Source organism: Pseudomonas sp. NPDC089422 (assembly GCF_044749405.1).
Classification (GTDB): domain Bacteria; phylum Pseudomonadota; class Gammaproteobacteria; order Pseudomonadales; family Pseudomonadaceae; genus Aquipseudomonas.
On the sequence record NZ_JBIVHW010000007.1, the window covers coordinates 296798 to 312014 of the forward strand.

Genomic DNA, 15217 nt, shown 5'->3' on the forward strand with positions numbered 1-15217 from the left:
TGTCGCGATAGGGCTGCAAAGCTGCCCCACGGCCAGTGGCCATAGCGCCAATTCCAGGTCGGATAGATACAAAAGCGTCCTCGTTCGTTCTGTTGCAATGCTTCTCAGGCGGCCGGCCTGAACAGCGTGCTCACAACGACAAGGAACACCGACCATGCAAATGCCCCAGACCCTGAAAATCCGCAACGGCGACAAGGTCAAGCCGACCTTCTCCGCACAGGAGTACGCCGCCCGTCATGCCCGCCTGCGGGCCTACATGGCCGAGCAGGATATCGAGGCGGCCATCTTCACCTCGTACCACAACGTCAACTACTACAGCGACTTCCTCTACTGCTCGTTCGGCCGCCCCTATGCGCTGGTGGTCACCCAGGACAAGGTGGTGTCGATCAGCGCCAACATCGACGGTGGCCAGCCCTGGCGGCGCACGGTGGGCACTGACAACATCGTCTACACCGACTGGCAGCGCGACAACTACTTCGTCGCCATCCAGCAGGCCCTACCACTGGCCTCGCGCATCGGCGTCGAATACGACCACCTCAACCTGCAGAACCACGCCAAGCTCGCGGCCTGCTACCCCAAGGCCGAACTGCTGGACATCGGCGCACCGTGCATGCGCATGCGCATGATCAAGTCGGCCGAGGAGCAGGCGCTGATCCGCCATGGCGCACGGGTTGCCGATATCGGTGGGGCGGCGGTGGTCGAGGCCCTGCGCGACCAGGTGCCGGAATATGAAGTGGCCCTGCATGCCACCCAGGCGATGGTCCGCGAAATCGCCAGAAGCTTCCCTGACAGCGAACTGATGGACACCTGGACCTGGTTCCAGTCCGGGCTCAACACCGACGGCGCGCACAACCCGGTGACCAGCCGCAAGGTCAACAAGGGCGACATCCTCAGCCTCAACTGCTTCCCGATGATCGCCGGCTACTACACCGCGCTGGAGCGCACCTTGTTCCTCGACCATTGCCCGGACGATCACCTGCGCCTGTGGCAGGCCAACGTCGAGGTGCATGAGGCGGGCCTCAAGCTGGTGCGCCCGGGCATGCGTTGCTGCGACATCGCCCGTGAACTGAACGAGATTTTCCTGCGTCACGACCTGCTGCAGTACCGCACGTTCGGCTATGGCCACTCGTTCGGCACCCTGAGCCACTACTACGGCCGGGAAGCCGGGCTGGAACTGCGCGAGGACATCGACACGGTACTGGAGCCGGGCATGGTGGTGTCGATCGAGCCGATGATCATGCTGCCCGAAGGGCGGCCAGGGGCGGGCGGTTACCGCGAGCATGACATCCTGATCGTCAATGAACACGGCGCCGAAAACATCACCAAGTTCCCCTATGGGCCGGAGCACAACATCATTCGCAAATAAGCATTGGCGTCGCCTGCTTCGCGGCTGAAGCCGCTCCTACAGCGTTACCACCACCCTGAAGGCCGGTGAAATACCTGTAGGCGCGGCTTCAGCCGCGAAGAGGCCGGCCCCGACAACAAAAAAACCACTGTATGACCACCAGACCCTGCCGCCAATTAGAAGAATCAGAGGGTACCCGTCATGTCCAGCACCACCTTCAACGCTCCCTCCCTCGACGGCGCCGCACCCGACGCCGAACGCCAGGCCCTGCGCAAGGCCGCGCGCGCCAGTTTCATGGGCAATTTTGTCGAATGGTTCGACTACGCCGCCTATGGCTACCTCGCCACCATCATTGCCGCCACCTTCTTCCCACAGACCGACAAGACCAGCGGCCTGCTGGCGACCTTCGCAGTGTTTGCCCTGTCATTTCTGGTCCGCCCTCTGGGCGGCGTGGTCTGGGGGCATTTTGGCGACCGCCATGGCCGGCGCAACGCCCTGTCCTGGTCGATCCTGATCATGTCGATTTCAACGTTCTGCATCGGTCTGCTGCCAGGTTATGCGCAGATCGGCCTGTGGGCGCCCGGCCTGCTGTTGCTGATCCGCCTGGTCCAGGGGTTTTCCGCCTCGGGTGAATATGCCGGAGCCGCTGCGTTTCTTGCCGAATATGCACCGCCCGGCCGGCGTGGCCTGTACACCAGCATCGTCCCGGCCAGCACGGCGGCCGGGCTGCTGTTCGGTGCGGCATTCGTCGCGGTGCTGCATGAGCTGCTGAGCAGCGAAGACCTGCACAGCTGGGGCTGGCGCCTGCCGTTCCTGCTGGCCGCACCGTTCGGTCTGGTCGGCCGTTACATCCGCATGAGCCTGCAAGACACACCGAAGTTCCTGGAAATGGAGCAGCGCCTGGAACACAAGGCCTGCATGACCCCGGCGCCGATCCGCGAGCTGTTGGCGCGGCATCGTCGCAGCCTGGCCATCGGCCTCGGCGTCACCTGCCTCAACGCCGTGGCTTTCTACCTGCTGCTCAGCTACATGCCGACCTACCTGTCCAACGAGATGGGCATGAGCGAGCGCGACTCGTTCATTGCTTCCACGGTATCGCTGGCAACCTACATCGGCCTGATCTTCCTGATGGGACGGCTGTCCGACCAGTTCGGCCGCAAGACCATGCTGGTGGTGGCTTCGTTGCTGTTTCTCGGCCTGACCGTACCCTTGTTCAAATTGCTCGACGGGCAGCCGTTGCTGGTGATCCTGGCCATCCAGATTCTCTTCGGTGCCATGCTGGCGATGAACGACGGTACCTTGCCGTGCCTGCTGGCGGAGATATTCCCGACCCAGGTGCGTTTCAGCGGCTTTGCCTTGAGCTTCAACCTGGCCAATGCGCTGTTTGGCGGGACCGCGCCGTTCATCGCCACCTGGTTGATCCAGGCCACGGGTAGCAAGCTGGCCCCGGCGGGCTACCTGCTGGCAGCCGCGCTGGTTGCGTTGCTGGCCATGCTGATGTGCCGGGAAACGGCGCATGCGGCCCTGCAGGACTGAGCCGCTTCCTTCAATGCAACGAGGCCTGGCGCCGTTCGCCCAACGGCGACAGGCCGAAGAAGCGACTGTAGCTTTTGGAAAAATGCGCCGGTGAGCTGAAGCCGCAGGCCAGCGCCACCTCGCGCACCTGCACATCGCTGCGCAACAGCAGTTCCCGTGCCCGTGACAGGCGCAACTCCAGGTAGTACTGGCTGGGGGTACGCTGCAGGTACTTATGGAACAAACGCTCCAGCTGGCGCACGGTCACTTCGTTGAGGCTGGCCAGCTCGTCCAGCCCCAGCGGCTCCTCCAGGTTCGCCTCCATGATCGCCACCACCTGGCTCAGCTTGGGCTGGGCACTGCCGAGCAAGGTGCGCAACGGCACTCGCTGGCGCTCGCGCTCACCCCGCACGCGGTCACACAGCAACAGCTCGGCGGCCTTGGCGGCGATGTCCTGGCCACCGGCCTGGCGGGCGACCAGTTGCAGCATCATGTCCATGGCCGCCACGCCGCCGGAACAGGTAAAACGGTCGCGGTCCAGCTCGAACAGCTGGCTGGAGATGACAATGTCGGGGAAGTGTTCCTGCAGGGTCTGCAGGTCTTCCCAGTGGATGGTGCAGCGGTAGCCATTGAGCAGCTCGGCCTTGGCCAGCAGGTAGCTGCCGGTGCAGATCCCGCCCAGTGGCAGGCGCTGGCGCGCCAGTTGGCGCAGCCAGTCGATCAGCGGCCGGGTGCCAGCGCGGCTGCGGTCGATCGGGTTGGCGCCGACCACGAACAGGGCGTCCAGCGCCGGAGCGTCGGCGATACTGTGGTCGGGCAACACGCGCATGCCATTGCTGGCTACCACCGGCTCCGGGCTGGCGGCAATCAGCACGGTGCGGTACAAGGGGTGGCGCGCCGCCAGGTTGGCCATGCGCAGGGTTTCCACCGCCGATGCCAGGCCGATGGTCGTGAAGTTGGGCAACACCAGAAAACCGAAGGTTCTGGTTGGGCAAGGCGTGACGCTGATGGAGGCGGGGTGGACCATTGCGATCTTCCTGTGCAAGCTGAGGCGTAGTTCGTCAGGGGCAGTGGCAAAACAGGCCTCGCGTGTTTCTTGTTGTTATGGGTCGTTGCCGGGCTGATCTTACACCCCGGGCGCAACGGCCAGGAATGGACCTGATTGCAGAATAAGAAGGTGATCGTACGTGAACCCCGAATCCATGCTGGCGGCGCTGCCAGGTTTCGCCATCGCCCCTGAGGCGATCCAGGTACTGCCCGATGCCGCGGCCTACCGTACCTGCCTGCTCGAACGCATCGCCACCGCGACCCGGCGTATCGTCATCGTCGCCTTGTACCTGCAGGAGGACGAGGCCGGCCAGGAGGTGCTCGATGCCCTGTACCAGGCCAAGGCCGAGCGTCCGGGCCTGGAGATCGTCATCGTGGTCGACTGGTTCCGTGCCCGCCGTGGCCTGCTGGGGGCCGGGCGCCAGCCGGGCAACGCGGCCTGGTACCAGGCCCAGCGCCAGCTGCGTGGGCTCGACGTGGTGATCCATGGCGTGCCGGTGCAGACCCGCGAGCTGTTCGGCGTGCTGCACCTGAAGGGCAGCGTGATCGATGATTGCGTGATCTATACCGGCGCCAGCCTGAACAACGTCTATCTGCACCGCTTCGACCGCTACCGGCTGGACCGTTACCACCTGTTCCAGTCGCCGGCCCTGGCCGACGCCATGGTCGACCTGGTCCGGCGCCTGTTGCACCACACCGCCACACCGCGCCTGGACCTGCCCGCGCCACCGGCCACCCGCAGCCTGCGCGGCGATATCCGGCGCCTGCGCGCGCGCTTGCGGCGCATGGCCTATGACGCACCGGCCGCCATGGCGGGGCAGGGGCTGCGGGTGATTCCGCTGCTCGGCGTCGGCCGTGGCAACCCGCTCAACCGCACGTTGTGCGCGCTGTTGGCGGCGGCACGCGCGCAGATCATCATCAGCACGCCGTATTTCAACCCGCCACGGGTGGTGATGCGCGAGATCGACCATGCCCTGGACCGAGGCGTGCGTATCGAGCTGATTGTCGGCCACCGCACCGCCAACGACTTCTACATCGCTCCGGGCGAGCCGTTCAGCGCCAGTGGTGCCTTGCCCTACCTGTACGAGGACAACCTGCGTGCCTTCGCCCGGCGGCGGCACGCCGCCATTGTCAGCGGCCAGTTGCAGATACGGATCTGGAACGATAAAGGGCATACCTTCCACGCCAAGGGGGTGTGGGTCGACCAGCGCTATTCGCTGCTGACCGGCAACAACCTCAACCCACGCGGGTTCAACCTGGACCTGGAAAACGGGCTGCTGATCGATGACCCGCAAGGGCAGTGGCTGGTGCCGCGGGCGGTGGAACTGGAGGGCATTCGCCGGCATGCGCCGCAGATCGGCACGGCGGATGAACTGGGCGAGAAGGCCGAGCATCCCAAGGAAGTGCGCAAGTTTTTGCGGCGCCTGCGCTATAGCCGGCTGGAGCCGTTGATCAAGCGGGTGCTCTGAGCCCCGGCCCCTTTGCCGGGCAAAAACAGCAGTTGCCGTAGTGTGTAAAGGCTATCATCAACCTGGGTAACCCGGTGGAGAACCGGGCGTGATTGCGTTTTTTAGGGATGCCGGGAAGACCACGGAGCGTGTCGTACCTTGAACGGATGCATTCATTTGCATGCATCGCGACGGTTCGCCCCTCTGAAAAGTCATCTCAAGCGCATACAATCACGCCTTTTCCACGTTAACCAGACAGGCCAATCCGTCTATGGCGCTTGATCCACCCACGATGCTGACGATCTCCATCGCCCTGGCCGCAGCGGCTGCGTTGTACCTGGCGATCGAGTGGCGCAGTGTCCGCGAATCGTCACTGCTGTGCTGGAGCGCCGGTTTCGCCACCATCACGGTCGGTTCGACCCTGGCCCTGCTGCGCGGGATCGGCCTGCTGCTGATCGGCATCTGGTTCGCCAACGGCTTGCTGGTGGTCGCCCATGCGTTCTTCCTGCTGGGCGTGGTGCGTTTCACCCAGGTCCGGCTGTCACGGGCGTGGCTGCTGATCGTGCTGGTATGGTTCGGCTTGTTGCTGCTGCCCGTGGGGCCACAGTGGTCGAAAGTCATGCTGATGGTCAACTCGCTGCTGGTGGCGTTGCTCACGCTCAAGGCCAGCTACCTGCTGCGCCCCCATGGCAAGTCGCTGAGCGTGGGCGCGGTGCAGCTGCGTTACGTGCTGCTGATCCATGGGCTGTTCTATGTGGCCAAGGCGATCGTGGCAGTGACGCCGGGCTCGCTGATCGACCTGGCGACCTTTGGCGGGCTGATCATCCAGGTTTCCCTGGTCGAAGGGGCGATGGCGATCATGCTGATCGCGCTGTCGATGACCGGCACCGTGCGCTATCGCCGTGAAGAACGGATTGCCCGGCTGGCCGCCCGCGATCCCCTGACCGCGCTGTACAACCGCCGGGCCCTGGAAGTGCGGGCCACGCACCTGTTCAAGGCGGTCAGCCCGGCCCAGCCTGGGGCGCTGCTGCTGATCGACATCGACAACTTCAAGCTGGTCAACGACCTGCATGGCCATGCGGCGGGTGACCGCTTGCTTGTCGCGTTGAGCGAGATGATCCGCGCGGTGCTGCCGGAGCGGTCGTTGGCCGCGCGGTTGGGCGGCGATGAGTTCGTGATCCTGCTCAGCGATGCCAGCAGCGAGCAGGTGGTGGAACTGGGCAGCCAGCTGCGCGACCAGTTCCAGCAATTTGCCCGGGAGGCGATGCCGACCCCGCAAGCGGTGACCTTGAGTATCGGCGCCAACCTGTTCGACCAGCCGCCGGCCAGCCTGGCGGCGTTGATCGAGCAGGGGGATGTGGCGTTGTACCAGTCCAAGCGCGGCGGGCGTGACAGCATTCGCCTGGTGGACCGGACTTTGGTCAGTCCAGTGAAATAGCGGGGGGCCGCAAAGCGGCCCCAGCAGTCTCAGGTCACAACCTGATAGCAAGGCACATACGCCGCCCCACCCGGCAACTTCATCCGGTGCTGGTCGACAAACGCCTGCAACAGCCGCCCCAGCGGCTCCAGCACCGCCGCATCACCACGAATCTGATACGGCCCGTGTTCCTCGATCAGGCGGATCCCCTTGTCCTTCACGTTGCCCGCGACGATCCCGGAAAACGCCCGGCGCAGGTTGGCCGCCAGCTCGTGCGCTGGCAAATCCCGGCGCAGGGCCAGTTCGGCCATGTTGGCGTGGGTCGGGTCGAACGGGTGCTGGAAGCCGCCGTCGATCTTCAGCAGCCAGTTGAAGTGGAAGGCGTCGTTGCGCTCGCGGCGGAACTGCTTGACCTCCTTGAGCCCCTCGACCATGTGCCGGGCCACTTCGGCCGGGTCATCGATGATGATCTGATAGTGACGCTGCGCTGCCTCGCCGAGGGTGGCGCCGACGAAGGCATGCAGCTGCTGCAGGAACGGTTCGGCGCTGCGTGGCCCGGTGAGCACCACCGGGAAGGGCAGGGCCTGGTTGTCCGGGTGCATGAGGATGCCGAGCAGGTAGAGGAATTCCTCGGCAGTACCGGCGCCGCCGGGGAAGATGATGATGCCGTGGCCGACGCGGACGAAGGCTTCCAGGCGCTTCTCGATGTCCGGCAGGATCACCAGTTCGTTGACGATCGGGTTCGGCGCCTCGGCGGCGATGATGCCCGGTTCGGTCAGGCCCAGGTAGCGGCTGCCGTGCATGCGTTGCTTGGCATGGGCGATGGTCGCGCCCTTCATCGGGCCCTTCATCACGCCCGGGCCGCAGCCGGTGCAGATGTCCAGCTTGCGCAGGCCCAGTTCGTGGCCGACCTTCTTGGTGTACTGGTACTCCTCGCTGCTGATCGAGTGGCCGCCCCAGCACACCACCATCTTCGGCTCCACGCCTGGGCGCAGGGTGCGGGCGTTGCGCAGCAGATGGAAGACGTAGTCGGTGATGCCCTGGGAGCTTTCCAGGTCGATGCGCTGGCTGGCCAGCTCGCTTTCGGTGTAGACGATGTCGCGCAGGGCGCTGAACAGCATCTCGCGGGTGCTGGCGATCATTTCGCCATCGACGAAGGCGTCGGCGGGAGCGTTCAGCAGCTCCAGGCGCACGCCGCGGTCTTGCTGATGGATACGGACTTCAAAGTCCTTGTACGCCTCGAGAATGGTCTTGGCGTTGTCGACATGGGCGCCGGTATTGAGAATGGCCAGGGCGCACTGGCGGAACAAGGTGTAGAGGCTACCGGTACCGACTTCACTCAGTTGCTGGACTTCACGTTGCGACAGCGTCTCCAGGCTGCCTTTGGGGCTGACGGATGCATTGATGACATGGCGTTGAGGCATCTAAGTCGTTCCTGTGCAGGTAAAAACATCCTTGCAAGACAACACCATACCGATCCTTGCACGTCAACCTAAAAGGCGTTGCACACCCAGGGTGATCGCCATGCCGCCAGCCACCAGCCACAGGTTGAGCAGCGCCCCGGTGATCAGTGCCCTGGGCCCGGCCTGGCGGATCTGGCTCCAGCGGGTTTCCATGCCCAGCGCGGTCATGGCCATGGTCAGGGCGAAGGTGTCCAGGCTGTTGACCGCCTGGGTCACGCTGCCCGGCAGCACCTGCAGCGAGTTCACCAGCACCAGGGCGAGGAAGCCGAAGGCGAACCAGGGCATGGCGATGCGGCCATTGCCTTGAGCCTGGCCGGGTTGGCGCGAACGGCTGATCCACAGGCCGACCACCAGCAGCACCGGTACCAGCAGCATCACCCGGGTCATCTTGACGATAGTGGCGATGTGCGTGGCTTCGGGGCTGACGTTGCTGGCCGCGCCTACCACCTGGGCCACTTCATGAATGGTTCCACCGAGGAACAGGCCGGCGCCCATCGTGTCCAGGGGCAGCCAGCCGGCATTGATCGCCAGCGGGTAGAGGAACATCGACAAGGTACCGAACAGCACCACGCTGCCGACGGCCATGGCGCTCTTGTGCGGGGCGCTGCGCAGCGCCGATTCGAATGCCAGTACGGCGGCGGCACCACAGATGGCACTGCCCGCGGCGGTGAGCAGGGCGGTGTCGCGGTCCAGCTTGAACAGCTTGGTGCCGCACCACAGGCCGATCAGCAAGGTGCTGGTCACCACCAGCAGCGATACGGTCAGGCCGGACCAGCCGACTTCGGCGATCTCCTGCAGGCTTACGCGCAGGCCGAAGAAGGCCACGGCAATGCGCAGCAGCCCGCGGGCCGAGAAGTTGATGCCGGCCGCCCAGCTGGCTGGCACGCCATCGCGCAGGGCGTTGCCGTACAGGGCGCCGGCGACGATGCCGACGATCAGCGGGCTGATGCCCAGGTTGGCGATGGCGGGCAGGGCCGCCAGCTGGGTGACGGCGAGCGCGAACAGCGCGACGAACAGGATGCCGTTGAGCCGCCCTCGGGTGGAGAGGGTGGGCGCTAGCGCGGGGTTGGACGTTGCCGTGGCCATGTGAGTCCTCCGGGAAAGTGTTTCGACATGGCCTACGTTAATCTGGTTATAAGCTTATAAAAAATCGTAATTTAGGATGGAAAATATCCGTTTAGCTGATACTTTCAACAAATGACCCCAGAACAGCTGATAACCTTCGCCACCGTGGCCGAGCACGGCAACATCAGCCATGCGGCCCAGGCCCTGCACCTGTCGCAACCGGCGGTGTCCGGCCAGCTCAAGTTGCTGCAGGAAGACTTTGGCGAACCCCTGTACCAGCGTGCCGGCCGTGGCGTGCGCCTGACCGCTGCCGGCGAGCAACTGCTGGCCCATGCCCAGCGCCTGCGGGACACCTTTTACCAGGCCCAGGCCCTGTGCGAGGCCATGCGCGGGCTGGAGCGCGGCACCTTGCGCATCGGCGCCAGCACCACGCCGGCCAGCTACCTGCTGCCGTACCTGATTGCCGACTTCCATGGGCGTTATCCGGAGGTGCTGGTGACCACGTCCCACGGCAACACGGCGGAGATCATCGCGGCGCTGGACAGCGTCGATATTGCCCTGATCGAAGGCCCGCCAGGGCAGGAGTTGCCCTTGGGCACCGGGGTGACGGCGTGGCGCGAGGACGAGATCGTGGCCATCGTGCCGCGCGACCATCCATTGGCCGGAGCCGAGCAGCAAGGCTTGCAGGCGTTGGGGGCTTACCCGTTGGTGCTGCGTGAGAGTGGTTCGGGGGTGCGCCAGATCGTCGAGCGGGCCTTTGCCCGGCACGGTGTGGCCATGCGCGTGGCGCTGGAGATTGCCGGCGTGGAAGGGGTGAAGGAGGCGGTGCGGGCCGGGATGGGGATTGGCTTTGTCTCGGCCATGTCGATCCGTCACGAGGATGGCGTATTGCGACAACTGAGAATTGCACCTGAACCGCTGGTGCGGCGCTTTTCCATCCTCTTGCCCCATGCCGCCACACCGTCGCGGGCGGCAGCGCGGTTCATGGAGCTGTGCGTGGGCCAGGTCACCGGGGCCACGTAACCCGCCCCTGCCTGCCCAGGCGGGGTCAATTCACCTTGAACACATGCTTCATGTAGGCCACGAAGTTCTCGTCCCGGCACTGGGTCTTGCCTGGGCTATCGGAGATCTTCGCCACGGGAGCGCCATTGCAGTCGGTCATCTTGATCACGATGTTCATCGGTTCCACCCCCGGGATATCGCAGGTCAGCCGGGTACCGATGCCGAAGCTCACGTTGATCCGCGTGTGCAACGCCCGATACAGGCCCAGCGCCTTGGCGAAATCCAGGCCGTCGGAGAAGATCAGCGTCTTGCCCTTCGGGTCAATCCCCAGCCGTTCATAGTGGGCGATGGCTTTTTCCGCCCACGCCAGCGGGTCCCCTGAGTCGTGGCGCAGGCCGTCGAACAGCTTGGCGAAGTACAGGTCGAAATCACCCAGAAAGGCGTCCATGGTGATGCAGTCGGTCAAGGCGATGCCCAGTAGACCACGGTACTCGCGCACCCAGGCTTCCAGTGCGGCGGCCTGGCTGTCGACCAGCCGTGGGCCGAGTTGCTGGTGCGCCATGAACCATTCGTGGGCCATGGTGCCGAGCGGCTTCAGTTCGAGCTCGCGTGCCAGGTGCACGTTGCTGGTGCCGACGAAGCGGCCGGGGAAATCGTGTTTGAGGAGGTACACCACTTCTTCCTGCACCCGGTAGGAAAAGCGCCGCCGGGTACCGAAATCGGCCAGCTGGAAGCCGGCCAGCTCGTCGGCACTGGCCTCGGCCTTGAGCCAGTCCATCTTCTGGTACAGGCGCTCGCCCACCTGTTCGATCACCACGTCGCGATAGCGGTAGCGGTTGCGCACTTCGCTGATGATCGCCAGCAGCGGGATCTCGTAGAGAATCACGTGCAGCCACGGCCCGCGTACGCGGATCGCCAACTGCCCGGCCGCGTCCAGGCCGACCTGCACATAGCGCAGGTTGAAGCGGAACAGGCTGAGAAAGCGGATGAAGTCCGGCTTGAGGAACGGGATCTTTTCCAGGTAGGCCAGCTGGTCGTGGGTGACGGTGACCTCGCTCAGTTGCTCGATCTGGTAGCGGATCTCTGCCAGGTAAGGGGAGAGGTCTTCATTGTTGCGGCAGCGGAACTCCCACTCCACCTCGGCGTTGGGGTAGTTGTGCAGCACGGCCTGCATCATGGTGATCTTGTAGAAGTCGGTGTCCAGCAGGTTCTGGATGATCCGTGGGCCAAAAACGCTTTCGCTCATGGGCGGTCTTCCTTGATCAGAGAGAGCTGGTAGTCGAGCGCGGCTTCATCGCCGCACAGGATCACGCCCTCGGCGGCCAGCGCACCGCAGGCGCTGATGGCACCTTCCTGGGTCAGGGCGCGGCAGGCCGGCAGGTACAGCAGCACCTGGAAGCCGGCCTGGCGCAATTGCCGGGCGGTGGTCTTGACGCAGTAGTCCAGGGCCAGGCCGCCAACGATTACGGCGCCGACCTGCTGCACCTTGAGAAACTCGATGACCCCGGTGGAGCGGCGCTCGGCGAGGTCGTGGAAGCAGGCGCCGTAGGGGTGCAGGTCGGGTTCGACGCCTTTCCAGACGAAGTAGTCGTAGTCGATCGGGGCGGGCAGGCCGGGCAGCAGCTCGAAGCCGGGGGTACCGGGGACGCAGTGGCTGACCCAGGTCAGGTCGGCGTTGGCCAGGGGCAGCGGTTGCAGCATCTGGCCGGGCTCGGCCACCACCCAGGCTGCGTTGGCCGGGTGGGCGTCCTTGCTGCCCAGGCGCAGGTCGGCGCGCAAGGCCATGGCGTTGAGGTCCGGCGCAATCTCGTTGCCTTCCGGCACTGGCAGCTCTTGAGGGGCGTTGGCGGTAAAGCCGTTCTGCGCGTCGACATCGAAACTGGCGATCTTCATGGAGGGTCTCCTCGCTGGAATGGCAATATAATTCACCTGGTGTAATAAGTGTGTCAAGTGACAATTTTTACGGACTTGTGGATTGCCATACTTAGAAGCTCTGGTGGATTATTGTGCCGATGAACAAGGAGTCTCCGGTGAGTACAGTCGAAGTCCTGGCCAGTGTCGATATTGTCGCCCTGCGCCTGGCCCCTGATGCCCAGCATCTGCAAGTGTTGTTGCACCGTCGTGAGCGCGAGCCCCATGTCGGCCAGTGGGCCTTGCCCGGCGTGATCGTCAATGGCCGCACCCCGGACACCAGCCTGGAGGGCGCTGCCGAACGCGCCCTGCGCGAAAAAGCCTTGGTGCAGCCGCGCTACCTCGAACAGGTGGGTACCGAAGGCAACGCTTTCCGCGACCCGCGGGGTTGGTCGTTGAGTACCTACTACCTGGCGTTGCTTGACCCGCAGCAGCAGGTCGAAGGTGAGCAGCTGGCGTATTTCGACCTGGACAGCGTGATTGACCGCAAGGTGCTGCTGCCGTTCGACCACAACCTACTGGTTGAGCGCGCGCGCGAGCGGTTGGCTTCGAAGACGGTGTACAGCAGCTTGCCGCTGTACCTGCTGGCGCAGAAGTTCACCGTACTCGATGCGCTGGGGGCGGTGCAGGCGTGCCTGGGGCAGGCGGTGAACAACACCTCGCTGCGCAAGCGTCTGGAACGCTTGCGCGAGCTGGGGTGGGTGCGGGATACCGGGGAGAAGAACCAGCCGAGGCTCGGCCGGCCGCAGCAGTTGTATCAGTACACGCCGCAGGGCGAGCGGGTGTTCATGTTCGACCGCAGCCTTCTACCCGAAGGCGCCTGAGCGACGTTTCATTTGTGGGCGCGGCTCCCCCATTCGCTCGCGTTCAGTCAGATCACTGCGCGCAGCGGCTGGTATCGCCTTGCTCGACCGGTGCCTTGCGCGCCGCGGCCAGAATTGTCGCCAGCACGATCAGGGCAGCACCGGCTGCCATGCGCAGGCTAGGCTGGTCACCGAACAGCCACCACGCCCCGAGGATCGCGTAGACCGGCTCCAGCGCGATGATCATGCCAGCAGTCCGCGCTTCCAGCCCTTCCAGGCTCTTGACGAACAGGAACTGCGACAGCCCGGTGCAGAACACCCCCAGCAGCGCCAGGTTGACCCAGTCATTGCTGCCCAGGCTGGTGTTGCCCAGGTGGCTGAAGGCGAACGGCGCCACCAGCGCAGCCACCACCACGTTCTGCCAGAACGCCACCTGCATGGCATTCATGCTCGAGCCGTTGCGGCGGTTGGCCACGGTCAGCAGGGCGAACGCCAGGCCCGAGCCCAGGCCCCAGAGCAGGCCGACGGTGCCTTTGTCGAGCAGGTCGAATGTCGGCACCACCAGCACCAGGCCCGCCGTCACCATCAGCAGCAGCAAACCTTGCACGGCGCCGATGCGCTGGCCGAACACGCCGCGTTCGATCATGGCGATGAACGCCGGGAAGCTGGCAAAACCGAGGGTGGCCACGGCCACGCCGCCGACCTTGACGGCGATGAAGAAGGTCACCCAGTGGGTCGCCAGCAGGGCGCCGGTGAGGCCCAGCACCGGCAGGTTGCGCAGGGTCAGCGCGTCGAGCAGGCGGGTGCCCTTGAGCCCGGCGACGAAGCCCAGGGCGATGAAGGCGAAGGTGGCGCGGCCGAAGGTGATGATGCTGGCGTCGGCCTCGATCAGGTGACCGAGGATACCGGTCAGGCCGAACAGCACAGCGGCGATGTGGGCAACGCACAGGGCGTTACGGTGGCCGGTGGCAGCACCGGCTACGGGGATTGAAGTCGCGATCATGGCAGTCAAGTCTTCACAATGTGGCGCGCGCAAACACTCCCGATCAGCGCGACGCGGGTCTTTAATACTGGGAGTTTTATCGTTATGAGCCCGGACGAACTGCCCGGTGCAAAAAGGCGCCACAGCGTTGGAATTGTGAAGCGAGGCTGTTTTACTCGCGAATACCACACCGATCAGCCCACGGCGCGGGGCTGGTCGATGTGTGTATTATTTTTGTAGACACAGTTTGCAAGCCGATTGCGGGCGACGTGTGCTTGTCTGATCGCGACATCGGTTATTGCCTTGTAGCGCCTTCCTACTCCTCACCGTAATTCATGATCGACAGCAGGCGGATCGGCACCTGTACCAGCTGTTCGGGGCCGTGCGGGGTTTCGCCATCGAAGGTCAGGCTGTCGCCGGCCTGCATGTGGTAGAGCTGGTTGCCATGGCGATAGACCAGTTCCCCCTCCAGCAGATGAAGGAACTCGGTACCGGGGTGGGCGAAGGTCGGGAACTCTTCGCTGGCGTCGTCCATGGTCACCATGTAGGCCTCGAAGTGCTTCTTCGGCCCCCTGGCGTGATTGAGCAAATGGTAGGTATGGCCCTTCTCGGTGCCGCGGCGCACCACCTCCAGCCCTTCACCGGCCTTGACCAGCAAGGCATTGCCATCGGGCTGGTCATACTGGCTGAACAGCTTGGCCATCGGCATGCCCAGCACATCGCACAGGCGGCTCAGGGTATCGAGGCTGGTGGACACCTGGGCGTTCTCGATCTTGCTGAGCATGCCCTGGCTGATGCCGGCGATGCGCGCCACATCGGCGAGCTTGAGCGACTGGGCCTGGCGCTGGCGCTTGATCTGCAGGCCCAGGTATTGCTCCAGGCGAAGGCGCGGTTGGGTTTCGGTTGGCATCGAATGTCCTGCACGGTTTCAGTTCAAGAATAAATTTTTCGCACTGTGAAAGTGCGAGGCGCAGCTGCTTTGGCTGCGGCTTTCCTCAGGTGAAAACAAGTTTCCCATAAATAGAGCATAAAAACCTGCATGGGTTTTGTGCAGTCTGTGCGGGCCTCTTCGCGGCTAAAGCCGCTCCTACAAGGCTTTGCACGGTCCCCGTAGGAGCGGCTTTAGCCGCGAAGAGGCCTGCACAGGCGCCAGAGGACCCAGGTTGATCAGAAGTTGGCAAGCCCATTGCATTCCTGTGAAGAAAGTAAGTTTCCCATG

At 64.3% G+C, this 15217-nt stretch carries 13 protein-coding genes; 6 read left to right on the forward strand and 7 right to left on the reverse strand.

Features of this window, described 5'->3' with window-relative positions:
* The first annotated feature begins 154 nt into the window (after positions 1–154).
* Together ACIPZ8_RS15785 and ACIPZ8_RS15790 are read left to right on the forward strand one after the other, a co-directional pair.
* Positions 155–1366, forward strand: a complete 1212-nt coding sequence (locus tag ACIPZ8_RS15785; protein WP_294324262.1) for a M24 family metallopeptidase — start codon at positions 155–157, stop codon at positions 1364–1366.
* A gap of 180 nt (positions 1367–1546) precedes the next feature.
* Positions 1547–2881, forward strand: coding sequence for an MFS transporter (locus ACIPZ8_RS15790; protein WP_400724803.1), 1335 nt, complete (start codon positions 1547–1549; stop codon positions 2879–2881).
* A 10-nt stretch (positions 2882–2891) separates the two neighbouring features.
* Here ACIPZ8_RS15790 and ACIPZ8_RS15795 read toward each other — a convergent pair whose 3' ends face one another.
* Positions 2892–3887, reverse strand: coding sequence for a GlxA family transcriptional regulator (locus tag ACIPZ8_RS15795; RefSeq protein ID WP_400724806.1), 996 nt, complete (start codon positions 3885–3887; stop codon positions 2892–2894).
* Between the two features lie 160 nt (positions 3888–4047).
* On the opposite strand from ACIPZ8_RS15795, the gene pssA reads away from it, so the two are divergent.
* Together pssA and ACIPZ8_RS15805 are read left to right on the forward strand one after the other, a co-directional pair.
* Positions 4048–5376: a CDP-diacylglycerol--serine O-phosphatidyltransferase gene (gene pssA / locus ACIPZ8_RS15800; RefSeq protein ID WP_400724809.1), complete on the forward strand. Its 1329-nt coding sequence runs from the start codon at positions 4048–4050 to the stop codon at positions 5374–5376.
* Between the two features lie 250 nt (positions 5377–5626).
* Positions 5627–6793, forward strand: coding sequence for a GGDEF domain-containing protein (locus ACIPZ8_RS15805; protein ID WP_400724812.1), 1167 nt, complete (start codon positions 5627–5629; stop codon positions 6791–6793).
* A gap of 29 nt (positions 6794–6822) precedes the next feature.
* Here the strand turns inward: ACIPZ8_RS15805 and ppnN are convergent, their stop codons facing one another.
* Entirely contained in the window at positions 6823–8196 is a 1374-nt protein-coding gene (ppnN, locus tag ACIPZ8_RS15810; protein WP_060513345.1) for a nucleotide 5'-monophosphate nucleosidase PpnN, read from the reverse strand.
* A 63-nt stretch (positions 8197–8259) separates the two neighbouring features.
* A complete protein-coding gene (locus ACIPZ8_RS15815; RefSeq protein WP_400724815.1) occupies positions 8260–9321 on the reverse strand; it encodes a YeiH family protein in 1062 nt (353 codons plus the stop codon).
* 111 nt (positions 9322–9432) lie between these two features.
* On the opposite strand from ACIPZ8_RS15815, the gene ACIPZ8_RS15820 reads away from it, so the two are divergent.
* Positions 9433–10323, forward strand: coding sequence for a LysR family transcriptional regulator (locus ACIPZ8_RS15820; protein ID WP_400724818.1), 891 nt, complete (start codon positions 9433–9435; stop codon positions 10321–10323).
* 25 nt (positions 10324–10348) lie between these two features.
* Here the strand turns inward: ACIPZ8_RS15820 and pncB are convergent, their stop codons facing one another.
* Both pncB and ACIPZ8_RS15830 read right to left on the reverse strand, forming a co-directional pair.
* A complete protein-coding gene (pncB, locus tag ACIPZ8_RS15825; RefSeq protein WP_400724821.1) occupies positions 10349–11548 on the reverse strand; it encodes a nicotinate phosphoribosyltransferase in 1200 nt (399 codons plus the stop codon).
* Positions 11545–12195, reverse strand: coding sequence for a nicotinamidase (locus ACIPZ8_RS15830; protein WP_400724823.1), 651 nt, complete (start codon positions 12193–12195; stop codon positions 11545–11547). The genes pncB and ACIPZ8_RS15830 overlap by 4 nt, the downstream gene beginning before the upstream one ends.
* A 137-nt stretch (positions 12196–12332) precedes the next feature.
* Here ACIPZ8_RS15830 and ACIPZ8_RS15835 point away from each other — a divergent pair, with 137 nt between their 5' ends.
* A complete protein-coding gene (locus ACIPZ8_RS15835; protein ID WP_400724826.1) occupies positions 12333–13037 on the forward strand; it encodes an NrtR DNA-binding winged helix domain-containing protein in 705 nt (234 codons plus the stop codon).
* Positions 13038–13089: 52 nt separating this feature from the next.
* Here the strand turns inward: ACIPZ8_RS15835 and ACIPZ8_RS15840 are convergent, their stop codons facing one another.
* Together ACIPZ8_RS15840 and ACIPZ8_RS15845 are read right to left on the reverse strand one after the other, a co-directional pair.
* Entirely contained in the window at positions 13090–14019 is a 930-nt protein-coding gene (locus ACIPZ8_RS15840; RefSeq protein WP_400724829.1) for a DMT family transporter, read from the reverse strand.
* Between the two features lie 295 nt (positions 14020–14314).
* On the reverse strand, positions 14315–14908 hold the full coding sequence (locus tag ACIPZ8_RS15845) for a helix-turn-helix domain-containing protein (RefSeq protein WP_400724832.1): 594 nt from the start codon (positions 14906–14908) through the stop codon (positions 14315–14317).
* Positions 14909–15217: the final 309 nt, after the last annotated feature.

Bases quoted from the DNA above. Each gene is read 5' to 3' on its own strand.
- ACIPZ8_RS15820 (WP_400724818.1), top strand. From the start codon at position 9,433: ATGACCCCAGAACAGCTGATAACCTTCGCCACCGTGGCCGAGCACGGC.
- ACIPZ8_RS15845 (WP_400724832.1), bottom strand. From the start codon at position 14,908: ATGCCAACCGAAACCCAACCGCGCCTTCGCCTGGAGCAATACCTGGGC.
- ACIPZ8_RS15790 (WP_400724803.1), top strand. From the start codon at position 1,547: ATGTCCAGCACCACCTTCAACGCTCCCTCCCTCGACGGCGCCGCACCC.
- pncB (WP_400724821.1), bottom strand. From the start codon at position 11,548: ATGAGCGAAAGCGTTTTTGGCCCACGGATCATCCAGAACCTGCTGGAC.
- ppnN (WP_060513345.1), bottom strand. From the start codon at position 8,196: ATGCCTCAACGCCATGTCATCAATGCATCCGTCAGCCCCAAAGGCAGC.
- ACIPZ8_RS15805 (WP_400724812.1), top strand. From the start codon at position 5,627: ATGGCGCTTGATCCACCCACGATGCTGACGATCTCCATCGCCCTGGCC.
- ACIPZ8_RS15795 (WP_400724806.1), bottom strand. From the start codon at position 3,887: ATGGTCCACCCCGCCTCCATCAGCGTCACGCCTTGCCCAACCAGAACC.
- ACIPZ8_RS15830 (WP_400724823.1), bottom strand. From the start codon at position 12,195: ATGAAGATCGCCAGTTTCGATGTCGACGCGCAGAACGGCTTTACCGCC.
- ACIPZ8_RS15840 (WP_400724829.1), bottom strand. From the start codon at position 14,019: ATGATCGCGACTTCAATCCCCGTAGCCGGTGCTGCCACCGGCCACCGT.
- ACIPZ8_RS15785 (WP_294324262.1), top strand. From the start codon at position 155: ATGCAAATGCCCCAGACCCTGAAAATCCGCAACGGCGACAAGGTCAAG.
- ACIPZ8_RS15815 (WP_400724815.1), bottom strand. From the start codon at position 9,321: ATGGCCACGGCAACGTCCAACCCCGCGCTAGCGCCCACCCTCTCCACC.